The sequence below is a fragment of the Leeia oryzae DSM 17879 genome, assembly GCF_000376945.1.
GTDB classification, from domain to species: domain Bacteria; phylum Pseudomonadota; class Gammaproteobacteria; order Burkholderiales; family Leeiaceae; genus Leeia; species Leeia oryzae.
Window position 1 is genome coordinate 208385 of record NZ_AQXU01000023.1, and the last position, 13787, is coordinate 222171.

15 protein-coding genes are annotated in these 13787 nt (G+C 53.4%); 4 read left to right on the forward strand and 11 right to left on the reverse strand.

The window, feature by feature from the left end:
• Positions 1 to 86: 86 nt before the first annotated feature.
• Complete coding sequence (locus F552_RS19145) at positions 87 to 1025, forward strand: LysR family transcriptional regulator (RefSeq protein ID WP_018151782.1); 939 nt, start codon at positions 87 to 89, stop codon at positions 1023 to 1025.
• Positions 1026 to 1144: 119 nt separating this feature from the next.
• Positions 1145 to 1774 (forward strand): DUF2238 domain-containing protein, encoded by a 630-nt coding sequence (locus F552_RS0110935; protein ID WP_018151783.1) that lies wholly within the window; start codon positions 1145 to 1147, stop codon positions 1772 to 1774.
• Between the two features lie 17 nt (positions 1775 to 1791).
• On the opposite strand, the gene F552_RS0110940 is transcribed toward F552_RS0110935, so the two are convergent.
• From F552_RS0110940 to F552_RS0110990, 11 genes are all read right to left on the reverse strand, one after another.
• A complete protein-coding gene (locus F552_RS0110940; protein WP_018151784.1) occupies positions 1792 to 2823 on the reverse strand; it encodes a hypothetical protein in 1032 nt (343 codons plus the stop codon).
• 238 nt (positions 2824 to 3061) lie between these two features.
• On the reverse strand, positions 3062 to 3556 hold the full coding sequence (locus F552_RS0110945; RefSeq protein ID WP_026182626.1) for a hypothetical protein: 495 nt from the start codon (positions 3554 to 3556) through the stop codon (positions 3062 to 3064).
• Positions 3557 to 3687: 131 nt separating this feature from the next.
• Complete coding sequence (locus F552_RS0110950) at positions 3688 to 5247, reverse strand: nitrite reductase (protein WP_018151786.1); 1560 nt, start codon at positions 5245 to 5247, stop codon at positions 3688 to 3690.
• Positions 5244 to 6413 (reverse strand): heme d1 biosynthesis radical SAM protein NirJ, encoded by a 1170-nt coding sequence (nirJ, locus tag F552_RS0110955; protein WP_018151787.1) that lies wholly within the window; start codon positions 6411 to 6413, stop codon positions 5244 to 5246. The genes F552_RS0110950 and nirJ overlap by 4 nt, the downstream gene beginning before the upstream one ends.
• 28 nt (positions 6414 to 6441) lie before the next feature.
• A complete protein-coding gene (ahbB, locus tag F552_RS0110960) occupies positions 6442 to 6954 on the reverse strand; it encodes a siroheme decarboxylase subunit beta (RefSeq protein WP_026182627.1) in 513 nt (170 codons plus the stop codon).
• Positions 6955 to 7014: 60 nt separating this feature from the next.
• Entirely contained in the window at positions 7015 to 7470 is a 456-nt protein-coding gene (locus F552_RS0110965) for an Lrp/AsnC family transcriptional regulator (protein WP_018151789.1), read from the reverse strand.
• Positions 7471 to 7486: 16 nt separating this feature from the next.
• Positions 7487 to 8527 carry a siroheme decarboxylase subunit beta gene (gene ahbB, locus F552_RS0110970; protein ID WP_018151790.1) on the reverse strand — a complete coding sequence of 347 codons (1041 nt, stop codon included), beginning with the start codon at positions 8525 to 8527 and terminating at the stop codon, positions 7487 to 7489.
• Positions 8528 to 8529: 2 nt separating this feature from the next.
• Complete coding sequence (locus F552_RS0110975) at positions 8530 to 9705, reverse strand: cytochrome D1 domain-containing protein (RefSeq protein ID WP_018151791.1); 1176 nt, start codon at positions 9703 to 9705, stop codon at positions 8530 to 8532.
• A 54-nt stretch (positions 9706 to 9759) separates the two neighbouring features.
• Positions 9760 to 10056, reverse strand: a complete 297-nt coding sequence (locus F552_RS0110980; RefSeq protein ID WP_018151792.1) for a c-type cytochrome — start codon at positions 10054 to 10056, stop codon at positions 9760 to 9762.
• 186 nt (positions 10057 to 10242) lie between these two features.
• Positions 10243 to 10551, reverse strand: a complete 309-nt coding sequence (locus F552_RS0110985) for a c-type cytochrome (protein WP_026182631.1) — start codon at positions 10549 to 10551, stop codon at positions 10243 to 10245.
• Positions 10552 to 10611: 60 nt separating this feature from the next.
• Positions 10612 to 12345, reverse strand: a complete 1734-nt coding sequence (locus F552_RS0110990; protein WP_018151794.1) for a nitrite reductase — start codon at positions 12343 to 12345, stop codon at positions 10612 to 10614.
• Between the two features lie 622 nt (positions 12346 to 12967).
• On the opposite strand from F552_RS0110990, the gene F552_RS0111000 reads away from it, so the two are divergent.
• Together F552_RS0111000 and F552_RS0111005 are read left to right on the forward strand one after the other, a co-directional pair.
• Entirely contained in the window at positions 12968 to 13468 is a 501-nt protein-coding gene (locus F552_RS0111000; protein ID WP_026182632.1) for a DUF2199 domain-containing protein, read from the forward strand.
• A gap of 53 nt (positions 13469 to 13521) precedes the next feature.
• Positions 13522 to 13776, forward strand: coding sequence for a YciI family protein (locus F552_RS0111005; protein ID WP_018151797.1), 255 nt, complete (start codon positions 13522 to 13524; stop codon positions 13774 to 13776).
• The last annotated feature ends 11 nt before the right edge of the window (positions 13777 to 13787 follow it).

Genomic DNA, 13787 nt, shown 5'->3' on the forward strand with positions numbered 1-13787 from the left:
GCAAGCCGTATCACACGGCTTGCTGCCTCTGCATTCGGCAAAACCCGGAATTTGCTTCTATACTCTAGCTCTGACGAATACTGATCATGGCGGCCATGCTACGAAACCTGTTTGATGTAGACCTGAAGCTGTTGCGGGTTTTCTGCACCATTGTGGAGGCTGGCGGTTTTACCGCTGCACAGACGGTACTGAACACCGGCTTACCACGGCTAAGCACCATGATCCGCGATCTGGAAGTCCGTCTGGGCACTACACTTTGCCAGCGGGGCCGGCAGGGTTTTCAGCTGACCGAAGAAGGCCTGGCCACTTATGAAGCCGCCAAAGCCCTGTTTTCTGATATCGACCGCTTCCGGAACCGGGTAGCGGTACTGTCCGGCCGGCCGACAACCCACCTAAGTATCGGTTTTGTAGATGGCCTCTATACCCTGCCCGGTGAACCCATGGCCAAAGCACTGGCCGCACTGAACGAACAGCTGCCCGATACCCATATCACCCTGCATGTCATGCGTCCGGACGAGCTGGAACGGGCCGTGATTGAAGAACGGCTACAAATCGCCATTGGCGCATTTCATCATCATTTGTCTGGGTTGATCTACCAGCCCTTGTTTACAGAACTACAAGACCTGTATTGCAGTACAGAACACCCACTGGGTGCCATGGCAGGGCAAAACATCCCGCTGGAAGACGTCTGCAAGGCGGATTATGTAGAGCGTGGCTATATGCTGGAGAGCCATAAACCGGTGCTGATCAACTTCAAACGGTCTGCCACTGCGTTTAGCATGGAAGCCATCCTCATGATGCTGCTTTCCGGTAAATACATCGGTTATTTACCTACCCATTTGACCAGCCGCTGGGTAGAAACCGGCCGGTTACGCCCGCTAAACACCGACGCATTTTCGTACTCTTCCCTGTTCAGCTGCATTTTCCGGCCGGGGCAAGAATCTAACCAAGCCTTTAATTGCGCCATGTCGGTCTTCAACCAGGTGGCCATTACACGCCCTGATCTGACCAATCCGTCACACTGATCTCACCCGCAAATGCCGCCTCAGTTACTGCCACCAGCACGACATTAGTCTTTTGTCATATGAATGCTGTTACAATCCGCAGCAATAAAAATTCTTGTGACTGACGGCAGAATACGCATATGACCCCAAGCAAAGTTACGTCGACCCTGATCATGGCGCTGATCTTTATCCTGACCTGGCTAAATCCGCTTTGGCCGGTAGAACAAGGCTTGCATACCTCATTGACGGTGATTGGTCTGGCCGGGCTTTGGTATTACATGAAAAAGCACCCGCTGGATGATCTGCATTATGGCCTGATCATGCTGTTTTTATCCGTGCACGCGCTTGCCGCTCACTGGCTGTATTCCTACGTGCCATATGAGCAATGGCTGAAATCCGCATTTGGATTCACCTTGGCTCAGCAGTTGGGCTGGCATCGCAATAACTTTGACCGGCTGGTCCATTTTTTGTACGGGTTTTGCTTTACCCCAGCCATTGCCGGTTATGCCCTCCAGCGGTGGACAAAAGGCCGAAAGCAGGCATTCGTGATCGCCATTTCCGCCATCATGATCACCAGTTTATGGTACGAATGGTTTGAGTGGTTTATTGCCATGACACTCTCGCCCAAAGATGCGGAGTCTTACAACGGCCAACAGGGAGACATGTGGGACGCCCATAAAGACATGCTCACTGCGACGATTGGCAGTTTGCTGTGGTATGTCAGTTACCGACGGCCAGTCAGCAGCCAGATTGGTAACAGGCAGGCGTAATCTCTGTCCGTCGCCGCTTAGTTCCTATTCTCCAGAAATTCCTGAAGTGGCGCTGGCAGCTTGTCCAGTAACCAGTTGCTGATCGCCGCTTCATGGCGTTGCCAGAGAATGCCCATATACACCACCCCAAGACCGATCAGCGTTAGTGCAAACGGGAACAGCAGACTGTCCTGAAACACGTGGTAGGCCAGATAGCCTAAATAGCTGGCCACACCAATGGCCCCAAACACGGCAAACACGCGCCGGGACAAAATGGCGCTGAGTGCAATCATGCCCAGGTTGATGCACATGTAGATGAACTTGTTGAGTTCGCTGTCCGAATTCATGGACGACAGGCCACCCCAGAACGCCATGGTCCCGAACAGGTACAACCAGAAGGCGTAGTCTTTGTCTTTGCGAGCCCGGATATCGACCCAGATGGCGATAAAAATCATCATTACCCCAAACCAGACGGACAGTAGTTTACGGATGTCCCAGTCTGCATCTTCCCCAAACAGGAAAGGGGCAAAATCCATGCTCATGTACCAGAGTGTAACGGCCACAGGCATGACCTGAAACGGAAGCTGGTAGCGCCACAGCATGACCGCAGCCACGATCAGGGTGGCAAACTCCATGAAGATCCAGCGCCAGTCGATATACACATGATAATCACGGTAGGCACCAGGGTCTGTCCACCAGCCAAGGCCCGACTGCAGCCCGTAGACGGCCAGCGGGGTGAGCACGATGACAAAAGTGGCGGTAAGGCCAGTCGGAATCTGCAGCTTGAGTTGATACAGGAAGTGCTCTGTCAGCCGTAGCCCCAGCCCGGCGTACAGTAGCGCAATAAAGAAGATGCCCCAGCCGCCAAAACTCTCCCAGGCCAGGGTCATAAAGAGGCTCATGGCGCCGATGGCGATCATCCCGCCAAGGTAATACAGAATATGGGTAAAGCGAAAGGACGGTGTGTGGGCGCCCTTCTCATTCAGGAAGGCCCACAGCACGCTGGCTTGGGACTCGGATATGATGCCTTTGTCACTGGCTTCTTTGAGGTATTGCCGCTGTATCTGCATAATGAGACAACCCGGAAAGTTCTGATGGTCCCAGCATGCAGCAATGCCAATTGAATATCAAGTTTTCGTCAGGGGAAAGTGATGCTGGTAAGCCAAATCACCTACCATGGAGGAGAGCTGTTTCGGCATGTTGTCAGCAAAGAATTTGGAAATTGTGCAGACCATTCAACGTGGATGATCAATCCAGCATCCCAAGAGGGGGTAATTCCCTGCTTGGGATGGGGTATGAAGTTGCAGATTAACGCGTTGCCTTTTCAGCCATTGCAGATATTTCTGCATATTTTTTCAATGAGTTATTGAATGTTTCCTGGCTTTGTTGAACAAGTGAATTGTTATTAGCTGCTGATTGCAGTTCAGATGCGATGTCAGCATCAGACGCCCCTGTTTTTTCGGAAGCATTCTCAGACGAAGAACCGTTCACGCTTGATGTTGATGCATTCGTTGGCGTTGCACCCTGCACGCTTGATGCTGATGCATTCTCTGAGGTAGCACCTTGCACGTTTGCTGTCGATGCATTGGCGGCCTGTTGAGCCAACGCCAATCCTTCAGAAGAAATTCGTACTTTCTCTTGATTATCTTGCTGGGCAACCTTCTGACCGGATGAGCTTGCAATCTGGTTGTCAGATGTTGAGGCAATCTTTGAACCAGACGTCAGACGCTGTGCCTGAGAAGCATTTGCAGCATATTGCTGAGCTTTAAGAAGCGCCATATTTGAATTGATTGTCATTGCCATACGGGCCTCCTAATTCATCGCACTGAAAAACGCATTATTTTTAAACCTTTTTAACATTTTAGCCGTTAAAAATCAATTATTTGCCAAAAGATCGACGACGGTCTGTCAGCTTTTAGCGACTGTTATCTGCCTTAGTGGCTGGTACCTTCTGAGCGGGTGGTCTTGTTATACACATTGTATTTCCCTACCGGCTTGACCATGGGGATGCGCTTGATTTCCTTAAAGGTTTTGGCGTCGTACACCACGATGGCGCCATCCATCTCCCACAGACTGACCAGTGCATAGCGTCCGTCACGGGTGAACTCTACATGCGCAGCCGTTTTGCCGGGGCTTGGCGTGACCTGCCCTACTACCTTGAAGCTTTCCTTGTCGATGATTTGCAGGGTGTCGTGCTTGTCTTTGCTCATCATGGCATCGACCCAGGCATACGGCGTGTTTTCATGGCTACGGATAAAGAACCCCGGGCCATTGGTGGTGATTTCGCCAATATTCTGCCAGTTGGACATGTCGACCATGGTTACCCGGCCTTCTTTCAGATTCGGGGTGGCCAGTACCGTCTTGCCGTGCCATTGCCAGGTAATGCCAGACCCGAGATGCGGCATGCCGGAGAGGTCAAGGTCGGCAATCTTGCGCCGAACATTCAGGTCGATGACCTGCCCTTTTCCGTTACGGGATGCGCCAATCAGATGGGTATAACTCTGGTCAAAAAAGAAGTCATCCAGCACATCGGCCAGCTCGATAACCCTGGGGGTAAACTGCCCCGGCAGGGCAATGGCCTCGTCCATCTGGTAGTCGTGGACCAGCCCCGGGTATACCGGCTTAGCGTGCGGGTCGTAGCTGATCTCCCACACCTGCGGCGAATCTTTCAAGGCCACGATAAAACTCTGCCGCGGGCCGGCATCATACACGGCAGATACGCGCGAGGGCTTGCCTTTGGTATCCGTCACCGGATAAATGCGCACCACGGACAAGTCTCTGGCATCCAGCAGCACCAGCGTATCCGGCAAATAGTTGCCAACCAGTACGTATTTGCCATCACCCGATACGGCCAGGTTGCGGGTATTCAGGCCAACGCGGATTTCTGCCACCACTTTCAGGTTATAAATGTCGAATTTGCTGATCCAGCCATCCCGCGAGCAAAAATAGACATAGCGCCCGTCGGACGTGAATTTGGGTCCGCCATGCAAGGCATAACGGCTCTGGAAACGGAAGATGGGTTCCAGCTTGTCGCCATCCAGAATGCTGACGTGGTGATCCCCCCCTTCTACCACCACAAACAGGTTTTTCGGATCTGCCTTGAATTGTGGCGTGTCTTTCAGATCGCCCGGCTGCACGTACACCACATGGCTAGCATCCATGTCTTTGCGCTCGAACGATACCGGCACTTTGGGTGGCTGATAGAGAAACGTCCCCAGGGTCTGGATATCTTCTGCGCTCAGTTTCTTGGCAAAGGCCGGCATTTGGGTTGCAACACGCCCGTTGCTGATGGTTGCAATGGCTTCTTGTGGCTTCAGGCGCTCCAGGCTTTGCGGCAATAAGGCCGGCCCCATGCCGCCGGTTCGGTTGCTGCCATGGCATTGCAGGCAATTGGCATCATAAAGTTGCTGGGCATGGCTGGCATCAAATGCCGACGTATCTGCCCACGCGGCCAGGCTGGCCAGCAGCATGCTGGCAGTGAACAATGGCTTCATGCGGAGACCTCTTCTGGCACGGGTACGGACAAGCCGACTTCTTCATCGCTCAGATAACAGGCAGGGTCTTCCGCCCAGAAATCTCCCGTCAGTTGCCAGGCACGCACACGGGTATTGCCACCGCAAATGGCCAGATGCTGGCAACCGGCACAACGCCCTTTCAGTGGTCTGGGGCTGGATTTCAGGCCGGCCATGAGCGGGTCTGATACATCTGGCCAGATTTGCGAAAACGGACGCTCCCGCACGCTGCCCAAGGGGTAGTTCCACCACATGGTATCCGGGTGCACAATGCCAAGGTTGTCGATATTGGCGACATTCACGCCGCTGCTATTGCCGCCCCATTGCTGCAGCATCTCCGCAATATGTGCTTGCTGCGTCGGGTAGTGTTTTGCCAGCCAATGCAGCAGGTACACGCCATCGGCATCGTTGTTACCGGTGACATAGTCTTTAGGTGTACCAGCCCGCAGGTTTTTCAGGCAATGCTCAAACAGCAGGTCCATCGCGTCCCGCGTGGCAGCAAACACGGCATCGTCCTTGCGGTTTTTCATGCCGCGACCGGCATAGTTGAGGTGGCTGAAATAAAACTTGTCGATGTCTTCGCGGTCGACCAGGTCCAGCAGCAAGGGAAGCTCGCTGGCGTTATCTTGTGTCATGGTAAAGCGCACACCAACCTTGATGCCGTGCGCTTTGCACAGGCGGATACCTTCTAGCGACAAATCAAACGCGCCTTCTTTGCGGCGGAACTTGTCATGGGTGGCACCAATGCCGTCCAGGCTAACCCCTACGTAGTCAAAACCCACGGCTGCTATCTCTGCAATATTGTGCTCGTCAATCAAGGTACCGTTGGACGACAGCCCCACATAAAACCCCATGGATTTGGCACGTCTGGCCAGCTCAAAAATATCCGGCCGCAGCAGCGGCTCGCCGCCAGACAAAATCAGTACAGGCACCCCAAAGGCTTTCAGGTCATCCATGACCGTGCAGGCTTCCTGGGTACTCAGCTCGCCTTTAAAGTGGGTATCGGCAGAAATGGAGTAGCAATGCTTGCAGGTCAGGTTGCAGCGGCGGATCAGGTTCCAGATGACGACCGGGCCGGAGGGCTTGCGCGCCGGCTTTAACGGGGTGGGATGGTCGATCTGCTGCAGATAGTGTGTGATGCGAAACATGGTTGACTCCTGTGTGTTCAACCTGCCGTTATCGGGCAAATGTCTGGTCACCGGGGATACGTAATCCGGTCTTTTTTAGAATTCGGGTGGAATACAGCACCGTATGCTTGCGGCAATGCTCACTGGCCAGCTGCTGCATGCGGGCTTCCATGTCTTTGGCGGTGGCTTCGTCTTTGGCATGGATCATGGCAAACAGGTTGTACGGCCAGTCCGGGTAGCGCGGGCGCTGATAGCAATGGGAAACAAACGGTAACTGGCAAAATGCGGCTGCAACGTCCGTGAGGGCTTCGTCCCGGATATCCCACACCGTCATGCCGTTAAACAGATACCCTAGCCGATAGTGGTTAGGCACCGCGGCAATGCGACGTAACACGCCCTGCTCCGCCAGTCTTTGCATGCGATGGATAATGGTGGCTTCATCTGTGCCCAATTGTTCTGCCAGTGCGGCAAACGGGCGAGACACCAGCGGCAATCCGGCAGCACTGATTTGCATCAGTGCCTGGTCCAGGGCATCCATCACAGGGGAAGTCGGTGTGTTCATGCAGCCATTTAACCGTAGTGGCAGCAGGGTTTCCTTAACCGAGATCAAGCATAGTGGGGGCTAGGCGTCGAAGCGGAGATGTACCCGAAACTCTTGCTGTTTGGGCAGGTTAAGCACGGCTAACCCGGTTTGATCTTCAATTGTGCGCAAGACTTGCTGACACCCGGCATCAGACGTAGTGGCCACCACAAACCACATGTTGTAGTGATGGTTGCGCAGGTAATTGTGGGCGACTTCTGGCATGGCATTGACGATGCCGGCTACCCTCTCGATATCGTCCTCTGGCACGGCAAGTGCGGCCAGGGTAAACGTGCCGCCTGCTTTCTCTATCTGCCACATAGGGCCAAAGCGGGTCAGTACGCCGTTAGCCAGCAGCGTCTCGATGGTCGAGATCACCTCGGTTTCGGTCAAGCCCAGTTCGTGCGCGATATCGGCATAAGGTGTGGCGGTAATGGGCAAACCGTCTTGCAGACGGTTCACCAGCAGGCGTTCGATGTCTGTCAGCACGGTTGCCATCGTTCTTCTCCCCGGTTCAGTACCTGGCATACCTGGCGCCACATTGCTTGTAACGCTTGGTAGAAAACAACACATCGGACGGATAACCTGTCAGCCCCAAGCGTACATTGATGTCGGCCAGCTGCTGCCGGACCGTGGTTTCATCTTTGCCGTGAATCATGGCAAACAGTGTGTAGGGCCATTCCGTACCGCAAGCCGGACGCCGGTAACACAGGCGCACGCAATCTTCTTGCGCCAATTGGGTGCCGATCTCGTTAATGCGATCTTCCGGAATCTGCCAGACACACATGGCATTGGATTTATACCCCAACCCGCGGTGATGCAAGACCACCCCCAGGCGGCGGATGATGCCCTCTACCAGCCATTGTTTTAATTGCATGATGACATCGTGCCCCGTCGCCCCCCATTGGGCAGCCAGATCGGTATACGGTGTCGCACTGAGCGGAATGCCCTCTTGCAGCAGTTGTACCAGTTGCCACTGCCGCGCAGTAAGGCTGACAGGTTCTATGGCTTGTACCACCGGCAGGCTGCGCTTTCTGCCCGGCCCTACCAGAGAAAAACCCAGGTCAATATGGTACTCCGTCAGCAAAGGCAGATTCAGCAACGGTTTACGGCGGAAACTGGCAGTTTCTGCCTCTATCATTTGCAGGATGCGCGCAAGTGTCAGGGTATCGGTGGCAGCCACTACAAACCAAAGGTTATAAACATGGTGGCGTGCATAATTGTGGTTTACGGCTTCAAACTGGTTAATAACGTGGGCGGCTTCTTCCAGATAGGTAGGGGCAACAGAAATGGCCGCCAGTGTTGATACACCAATCCGGTTGGGCGCCCATACCACGCCAACACGGCTGATTTTGCCGCTGGCTTTCCCCTGTTGCAGGGTGTTTATCACGCGAGCTTCGGTCCAGTCTTTGCCTAGCGATGAGGCAATGTGCTGATACGGGTGCGGCATGAGCGGAAAGTCATGCTGAAAATCATCCAGCAGCTTGAGCTCTGCTGCATCTACCCCCGCAGGCGGGCCATAACCGGTAAAGGCCGGTGCCAGATCATTGTGCATGGCTACATCCCCAACCGGCCTGCACGCCAGCCAAAGAAGATGCCAGACGGGTTGTCTGCGGGCAGTGTGGTAATGCGTTCCAGCGTTTGCGTGTCGTACACCTCTACCCGGTTTTCATCCCGGCAAGACAGCCAGACCTGATCGCCCCTGGCTGTAAATTCAAAATGCAATACGCCCTTGCAAGGCTTGAAGGTACGGACCACCTTCATGGTGGGTACATCAATGACCTGAACCGTGTCGTTGTCCGGAAACGCAAAATTGGCCCACACCTGCTTGCCGTCCGGCCTGGCCATCACAAATACCGGTTGGCCGGCCAGCGGAATATGGCGCCTGATTTCCCAGCTGCGGTTATCCGCCACGATGGCTTCTTTATGGCCGATAGACGGAAAAAATGCATAATCACCAGCCACAGACCAGCCGCGCAGGTGCGGCATTTTGTACACGGGCTGCTTCTCTGCGCCCTGCCCGTAGCCGTTCAATACCCGTGTTACACCTTTTTCCGGATACCAGGTATCCAGCAAGGCCACACCGTCTTCCCCGTACAAACCAGCCATATAGTAGCGGCCATCCATGGTGGCCAGGCCATCATAGGGCTGCTGGCCGATATGCGGATAGCGGGTGATGACCGGTTGGCGCGGGTTGCTGGCATCTACCACCCAGATCTGCCCCGCCTCGAACAAACTGAAGGCAAACCGGTGCCCTGGCAAATCCGCCAGGCCCACTACCTTGGAAACCACGCCCGTGGCCGGGTCCAGCGCCGGAATATCTGCCAGCAGTGCCAGCGTATCGGCATCAAACAGTTTCACCCCACCGGGCTGGTAATTTTGGGCTGCGATGATGCGCCCGTCACTGGAAATCGCCCCGCCAATGCTGTTACCCGCTTGCAATACCCGTTTGACCAACTGGTGCGTCAGCAAATCTACCTTGCTGATGCCGCCATCACGCCCAAACACATAGGCAAAGCGTCCGTCACGCGAGAACACCGCTGCCGCATGGGACAAATCCCCCAGGCCGCCGACATTGGCAAGTTGTGTGTGGGTAGAGTTTTCGACAATACGAATATGGCCGCTGGCCCGTTCGATGATGATGCCAAGATCAGCCGTGCCGCGAGCAACAGGTTGCGATGCACAGCCGGCCAGCAGCAGCGCAGACATCAGGGTAGTCAGTAGGGTTTTCATGGTGGATACACAATGAACAGGATGCACCGATTGTGCGGAGTTGTCCGCGATGCGTCATTGATTCGGATCAAGTGGCTTTTGGGATTGCAGCCATTGCACTAGCCATTCGGCCTCGGCCTCAGACATAAAGGGCTTCCATGGCGGCATCGGCGTGCCGGGACGGCCATTCATGATGGTGGCGACCAGATTTTCCATCGGTTTGCCGGATAATGCCTGCGGTGTCAGCGGGCTACCCAGGCCACCTTTCAGTGTCAGGCCATGGCAGGCACCGCAATCCTGATGCAACAGATGCAGCAAGGCTTGCTGGCGTGCAGGGTCTGGCGCATTGGAGGTATCTGCCCAAGCGGACATACCGGACAAACCAAGGCAACAGGCAAGAATTAGCAATCTCAGAGGGCGCATGATCTGCAGGCTTATGAAGGAATAAAGACAAGCCTCTACTACCAGAGGCAGGGCTGCCCGGACAAATCCCCCGTTACGCACAGACAAACATCACGGGAGATTGGCAGCCCTTAAACCACAACAACAGCTAACCGCTTACAGAGACAGAATCCAGTGCGCCAGGGTTTTGGCTTCTTCTTCGGTCACATTATTGGCCGGCATCGGAATCGGGCCCCAGACACCTGCCCCACCCTTGCGGATTTTATCTGCCAGCTGGGCTTCCATACCGGCTTTGCCTTTGTACTTGGCCGCTACCATTTTGTACGCCGGGCCCAGAATCTTGTTGTCCACACCGTGGCAAGACAGGCAGTTTTTATCTTTGGCCAATTGTTGCGGGTCTGCCGCATGGGCAGCTGTCATGCCAATACCTGCACAGATTGCCAGCATCAAAGTCAGTTTTTTCATGATGTTTCTCCAAAAACCGGATGACACCGCAAGGCGCGCGATGCCATCCATCACAATCAATCAATAAATGTCATGTTGCGTGTTATGCACGTTGAACTTGCCGGTCGGGGTGATCAGGCGCGGGTCTTTGATCACGGCTTTCAGGGTGCGGGTCTTGTCATCTACCACCACAATGGCAGAATCCTTGTTCTTCGCACTCCACACAGAGAACCAGACTTCGTCCCCTTTGGCGTTGTATTCCGGTTGCAGTACACGTTTGGCACCATCCCCCAGGCCTGCCCATTCGGCAATCGGCAAGGTTTTGAAGCCAGCATCCAGATGGTTGATGTCATACACCGCAATGCTCTGGCTCACCGCCGGATCAGGGTTCAGCGTGTTATCTACCCACAGGTTTTTAGATTTCGGATGGGTCTTGATAAACAATGAACCACCGCCCTGGCTCTTGATAGTCGCTACCATCTTCCAGGCATACTGTTTGTGTTTGACCGGGTCAGTACCGATAATCGCGATGCTGTCATCACCCAGGTGGCCGGTGGTCCAGACAGGGCCGTATTTAGGGTGCACAAAGTTAGCGCCACGGCCTGGGTGCGGGGTTTTGCCCACATCTACCAGAGCAGCCAGTTTGTCTTCTTTGGTATCCACCACGGCAATCTTGTTAGAGGCATTGGCCGCCACCAGGAAGTAACGACCGGTGCTGTCAAAGCCGCCATCGTGCAAGAACTTGGCCGCGTCAATCACGGTGGTTTTCAGGTTATTCAGGTCAGAATAATCCACCATGTTGATCTTGCCGGTTTCTTTGGCATTGATCACGAACTCTGGCTTGTAGTGAGACGCCACAATAGACGCCACGCGCGGCTCTGGGTGGTATTCGTTATCCACGGTCATGCCGCGGGTAGACACCACTTTCAGCGGCTTGAGCGTATCGCCTTCCATGATCACGTACTGTGGCGGCCAGTAAGTACCTGCTACGGCAATCTTGTCTTCAAAGCCCTTGAACTTGGAGGTCTCGACAGAACGGGCTTCCAGACCCACCTTGATCTCGGCCACGTTGTCCGGCTTAGGCAACCACAAGTCAATCAGGTTGATCTTGGCATCGCGGCCAATCACGTACAGATAACGGCCAGACGCAGACATGCGGGAGATGTGCACCGCATAACCGGTCTTGACGATATTGATGATCTGCTTGGTATCGCCGTCAATCAGTGCCACTTCGCCGGTATCGCGCAGGGTCACAGAGAACAGGTTGTCCAGGTTGTATTTGTTCATCTTCTTGGTAGGACGCTTGTCTACCGGAATGATGATCTTGCGGCTTTTCTCGATATCGGCCATCGAGTATTCAGGCGGTGTAGGCGGCTCTTGCTGAATGTAACGCGCCATCAGGTCCACTTCGTCGTCGGACAGCTCGCCAGATGTACCCCAGTTAGGCATACCAGCCGGGCTACCATACTTGATGAACGCCTTCAGGTACTCGGTACCACGGTCCAGCGTAATATTGGTGGTCAACGGCTTGCCGGTCGCCCCTTTACGCAAAACCCCGTGACAGCCGGCACAGCGCTCAAAGTAAATCTGGCGCGCTTTGTCAAACTCTACCTTGGTCATCGGCGGCGCTTTCGGGTTGATGTTCTGATACATCTCCGTCCCCGCCATTGGTGACCCGCCCCCGCTCTGGTAAGCCGCCGCAGGCTGATTGGCATGGGCAGCAGGCGCATCTTCTGCAAAACCTGTATGCACGGCAAACGCCAGCGTCGCAAGGGTGAACCCACGGATAATCTGTGTTGTATTTCGTTGTTTCATTTTTTATTACTCCCAACAAAAAAACCGTCTATCACAGCCATCAAAAATCGAGATATCCAATACGTGAGCACAAATTAGACCTCGGCATGCCCTTCTTCCTTGACCCGAATCAAGTTAAAAAAAACAGCCGTAGCGAGGGCGAAATTTGCGCAAGGATGGTGGGGATGGGGCGGAATCGACAGTCTGAAGGGAGCAAATAACAGCCTGAACATTATGCCATTGCGGTATTTCATAAAATCAGGAAGGTATGTATATTCCAGAATCAAATAGCGCGACAAAAAAGAATCATTAGCTCAAGATAATGAAGCAAAAGATGGTCAGAAAACCCAACATACATGATCGTGAACTGTATCGCGCGATAGATGAGGTTCAGTATTACGTGTGGGGCACGATTGGTATTGCTGACAGCCCCCAAAGCAGGGATGAATATTCTTCCTACTTGCCCCAAGTGTTTCGCATGCTTCAGGATGGTGCGAAGAGGTTATCGCTTCACATTTAGGCAAGGTGGCCTTGTTTCACATGGCTTTATCAATCGATGCAGAAAGTAATATGCATGTAGCTCGCCTGTTGTGCGAATGGCGAGATTTTCTTTTATGCTCGCCCTGACAATATGGGATGATTTATGAATTCAGACCTTGTAGCTTGCCCTTGCTGTGGCAAACTGGTTTCAGCAAATAGAATGGAATTAACTTTTCGGCGACCTGATGAAATTGCAGCACTGACCGACGAAGACAGAAATATCAGATGCTGGTACAACAATGACATCTATGTTCTGGATGACGCCAGATTTTTCTTGCGGTGTACTATCCCACTGCCTATTGCCGGATTACCTGAGCGGTATTCGATTGGCGCTTGGGCAGAAGTTAATCGCGAAAGTTTTAAGCGTATTTATGATCTTTGGGAAGATGATCAACAGGCAAATGAGCCGCCAATGAAGGCACATTTGGCAAATAATATTCCACTCACATCCGGGTCTCTGAACTGTGATGTCAATGTACAGCTTACAGGGCCAACAACAAGACCAGAGATCATCATTATTGATAAAGAGTGCTCCTTACACGATGAACAAGTAACTGGAATTAGCCTTCACCGAGCAAATGAATATTCTGGTCTCATCAGATAAAATACAGCCCACTGCCCATCACAATATCAAGTCATTACATAACCAGGATATTTATGCCACGTTTTTTGGTAACGCTTATCAGAACCCCGCAATTTCAGACATCTGCCATTGCAGCACATCAGGCTTTTCTTGAAACACTTAGACAGAACGGCAAGCTGGAACTCGCCGGGCCATTTACGGATAAAACAGGTGGTGCCTATCTGATGCATGCTGAAAACCTGGAAGAAGCGCACGCCATTGCCATGACCGACCCATTGCATATCACACAGTCTTCTGTGGTGACTGTGCATGAATGGGATGCCAAGTAAAGAAGCTGGCA

Bases quoted from the DNA above. Each gene is read 5' to 3' on its own strand.
- F552_RS19145 (WP_018151782.1), top strand. From the start codon at position 87: ATGGCGGCCATGCTACGAAACCTGTTTGATGTAGACCTGAAGCTGTTG.
- F552_RS0110935 (WP_018151783.1), top strand. From the start codon at position 1,145: ATGACCCCAAGCAAAGTTACGTCGACCCTGATCATGGCGCTGATCTTT.
- F552_RS0110940 (WP_018151784.1), bottom strand. From the start codon at position 2,823: ATGCAGATACAGCGGCAATACCTCAAAGAAGCCAGTGACAAAGGCATC.
- F552_RS0110945 (WP_026182626.1), bottom strand. From the start codon at position 3,556: ATGGCAATGACAATCAATTCAAATATGGCGCTTCTTAAAGCTCAGCAA.
- F552_RS0110950 (WP_018151786.1), bottom strand. From the start codon at position 5,247: ATGAAGCCATTGTTCACTGCCAGCATGCTGCTGGCCAGCCTGGCCGCG.
- nirJ (WP_018151787.1), bottom strand. From the start codon at position 6,413: ATGTTTCGCATCACACACTATCTGCAGCAGATCGACCATCCCACCCCG.
- ahbB (WP_026182627.1), bottom strand. From the start codon at position 6,954: ATGAACACACCGACTTCCCCTGTGATGGATGCCCTGGACCAGGCACTG.
- F552_RS0110965 (WP_018151789.1), bottom strand. From the start codon at position 7,470: ATGGCAACCGTGCTGACAGACATCGAACGCCTGCTGGTGAACCGTCTG.
- ahbB (WP_018151790.1), bottom strand. From the start codon at position 8,527: ATGCACAATGATCTGGCACCGGCCTTTACCGGTTATGGCCCGCCTGCG.
- F552_RS0110975 (WP_018151791.1), bottom strand. From the start codon at position 9,705: ATGAAAACCCTACTGACTACCCTGATGTCTGCGCTGCTGCTGGCCGGC.
- F552_RS0110980 (WP_018151792.1), bottom strand. From the start codon at position 10,056: ATGTCCGCTTGGGCAGATACCTCCAATGCGCCAGACCCTGCACGCCAG.
- F552_RS0110985 (WP_026182631.1), bottom strand. From the start codon at position 10,551: ATGAAAAAACTGACTTTGATGCTGGCAATCTGTGCAGGTATTGGCATG.
- F552_RS0110990 (WP_018151794.1), bottom strand. From the start codon at position 12,345: ATGAAACAACGAAATACAACACAGATTATCCGTGGGTTCACCCTTGCG.
- F552_RS0111000 (WP_026182632.1), top strand. From the start codon at position 12,968: ATGAATTCAGACCTTGTAGCTTGCCCTTGCTGTGGCAAACTGGTTTCA.
- F552_RS0111005 (WP_018151797.1), top strand. From the start codon at position 13,522: ATGCCACGTTTTTTGGTAACGCTTATCAGAACCCCGCAATTTCAGACA.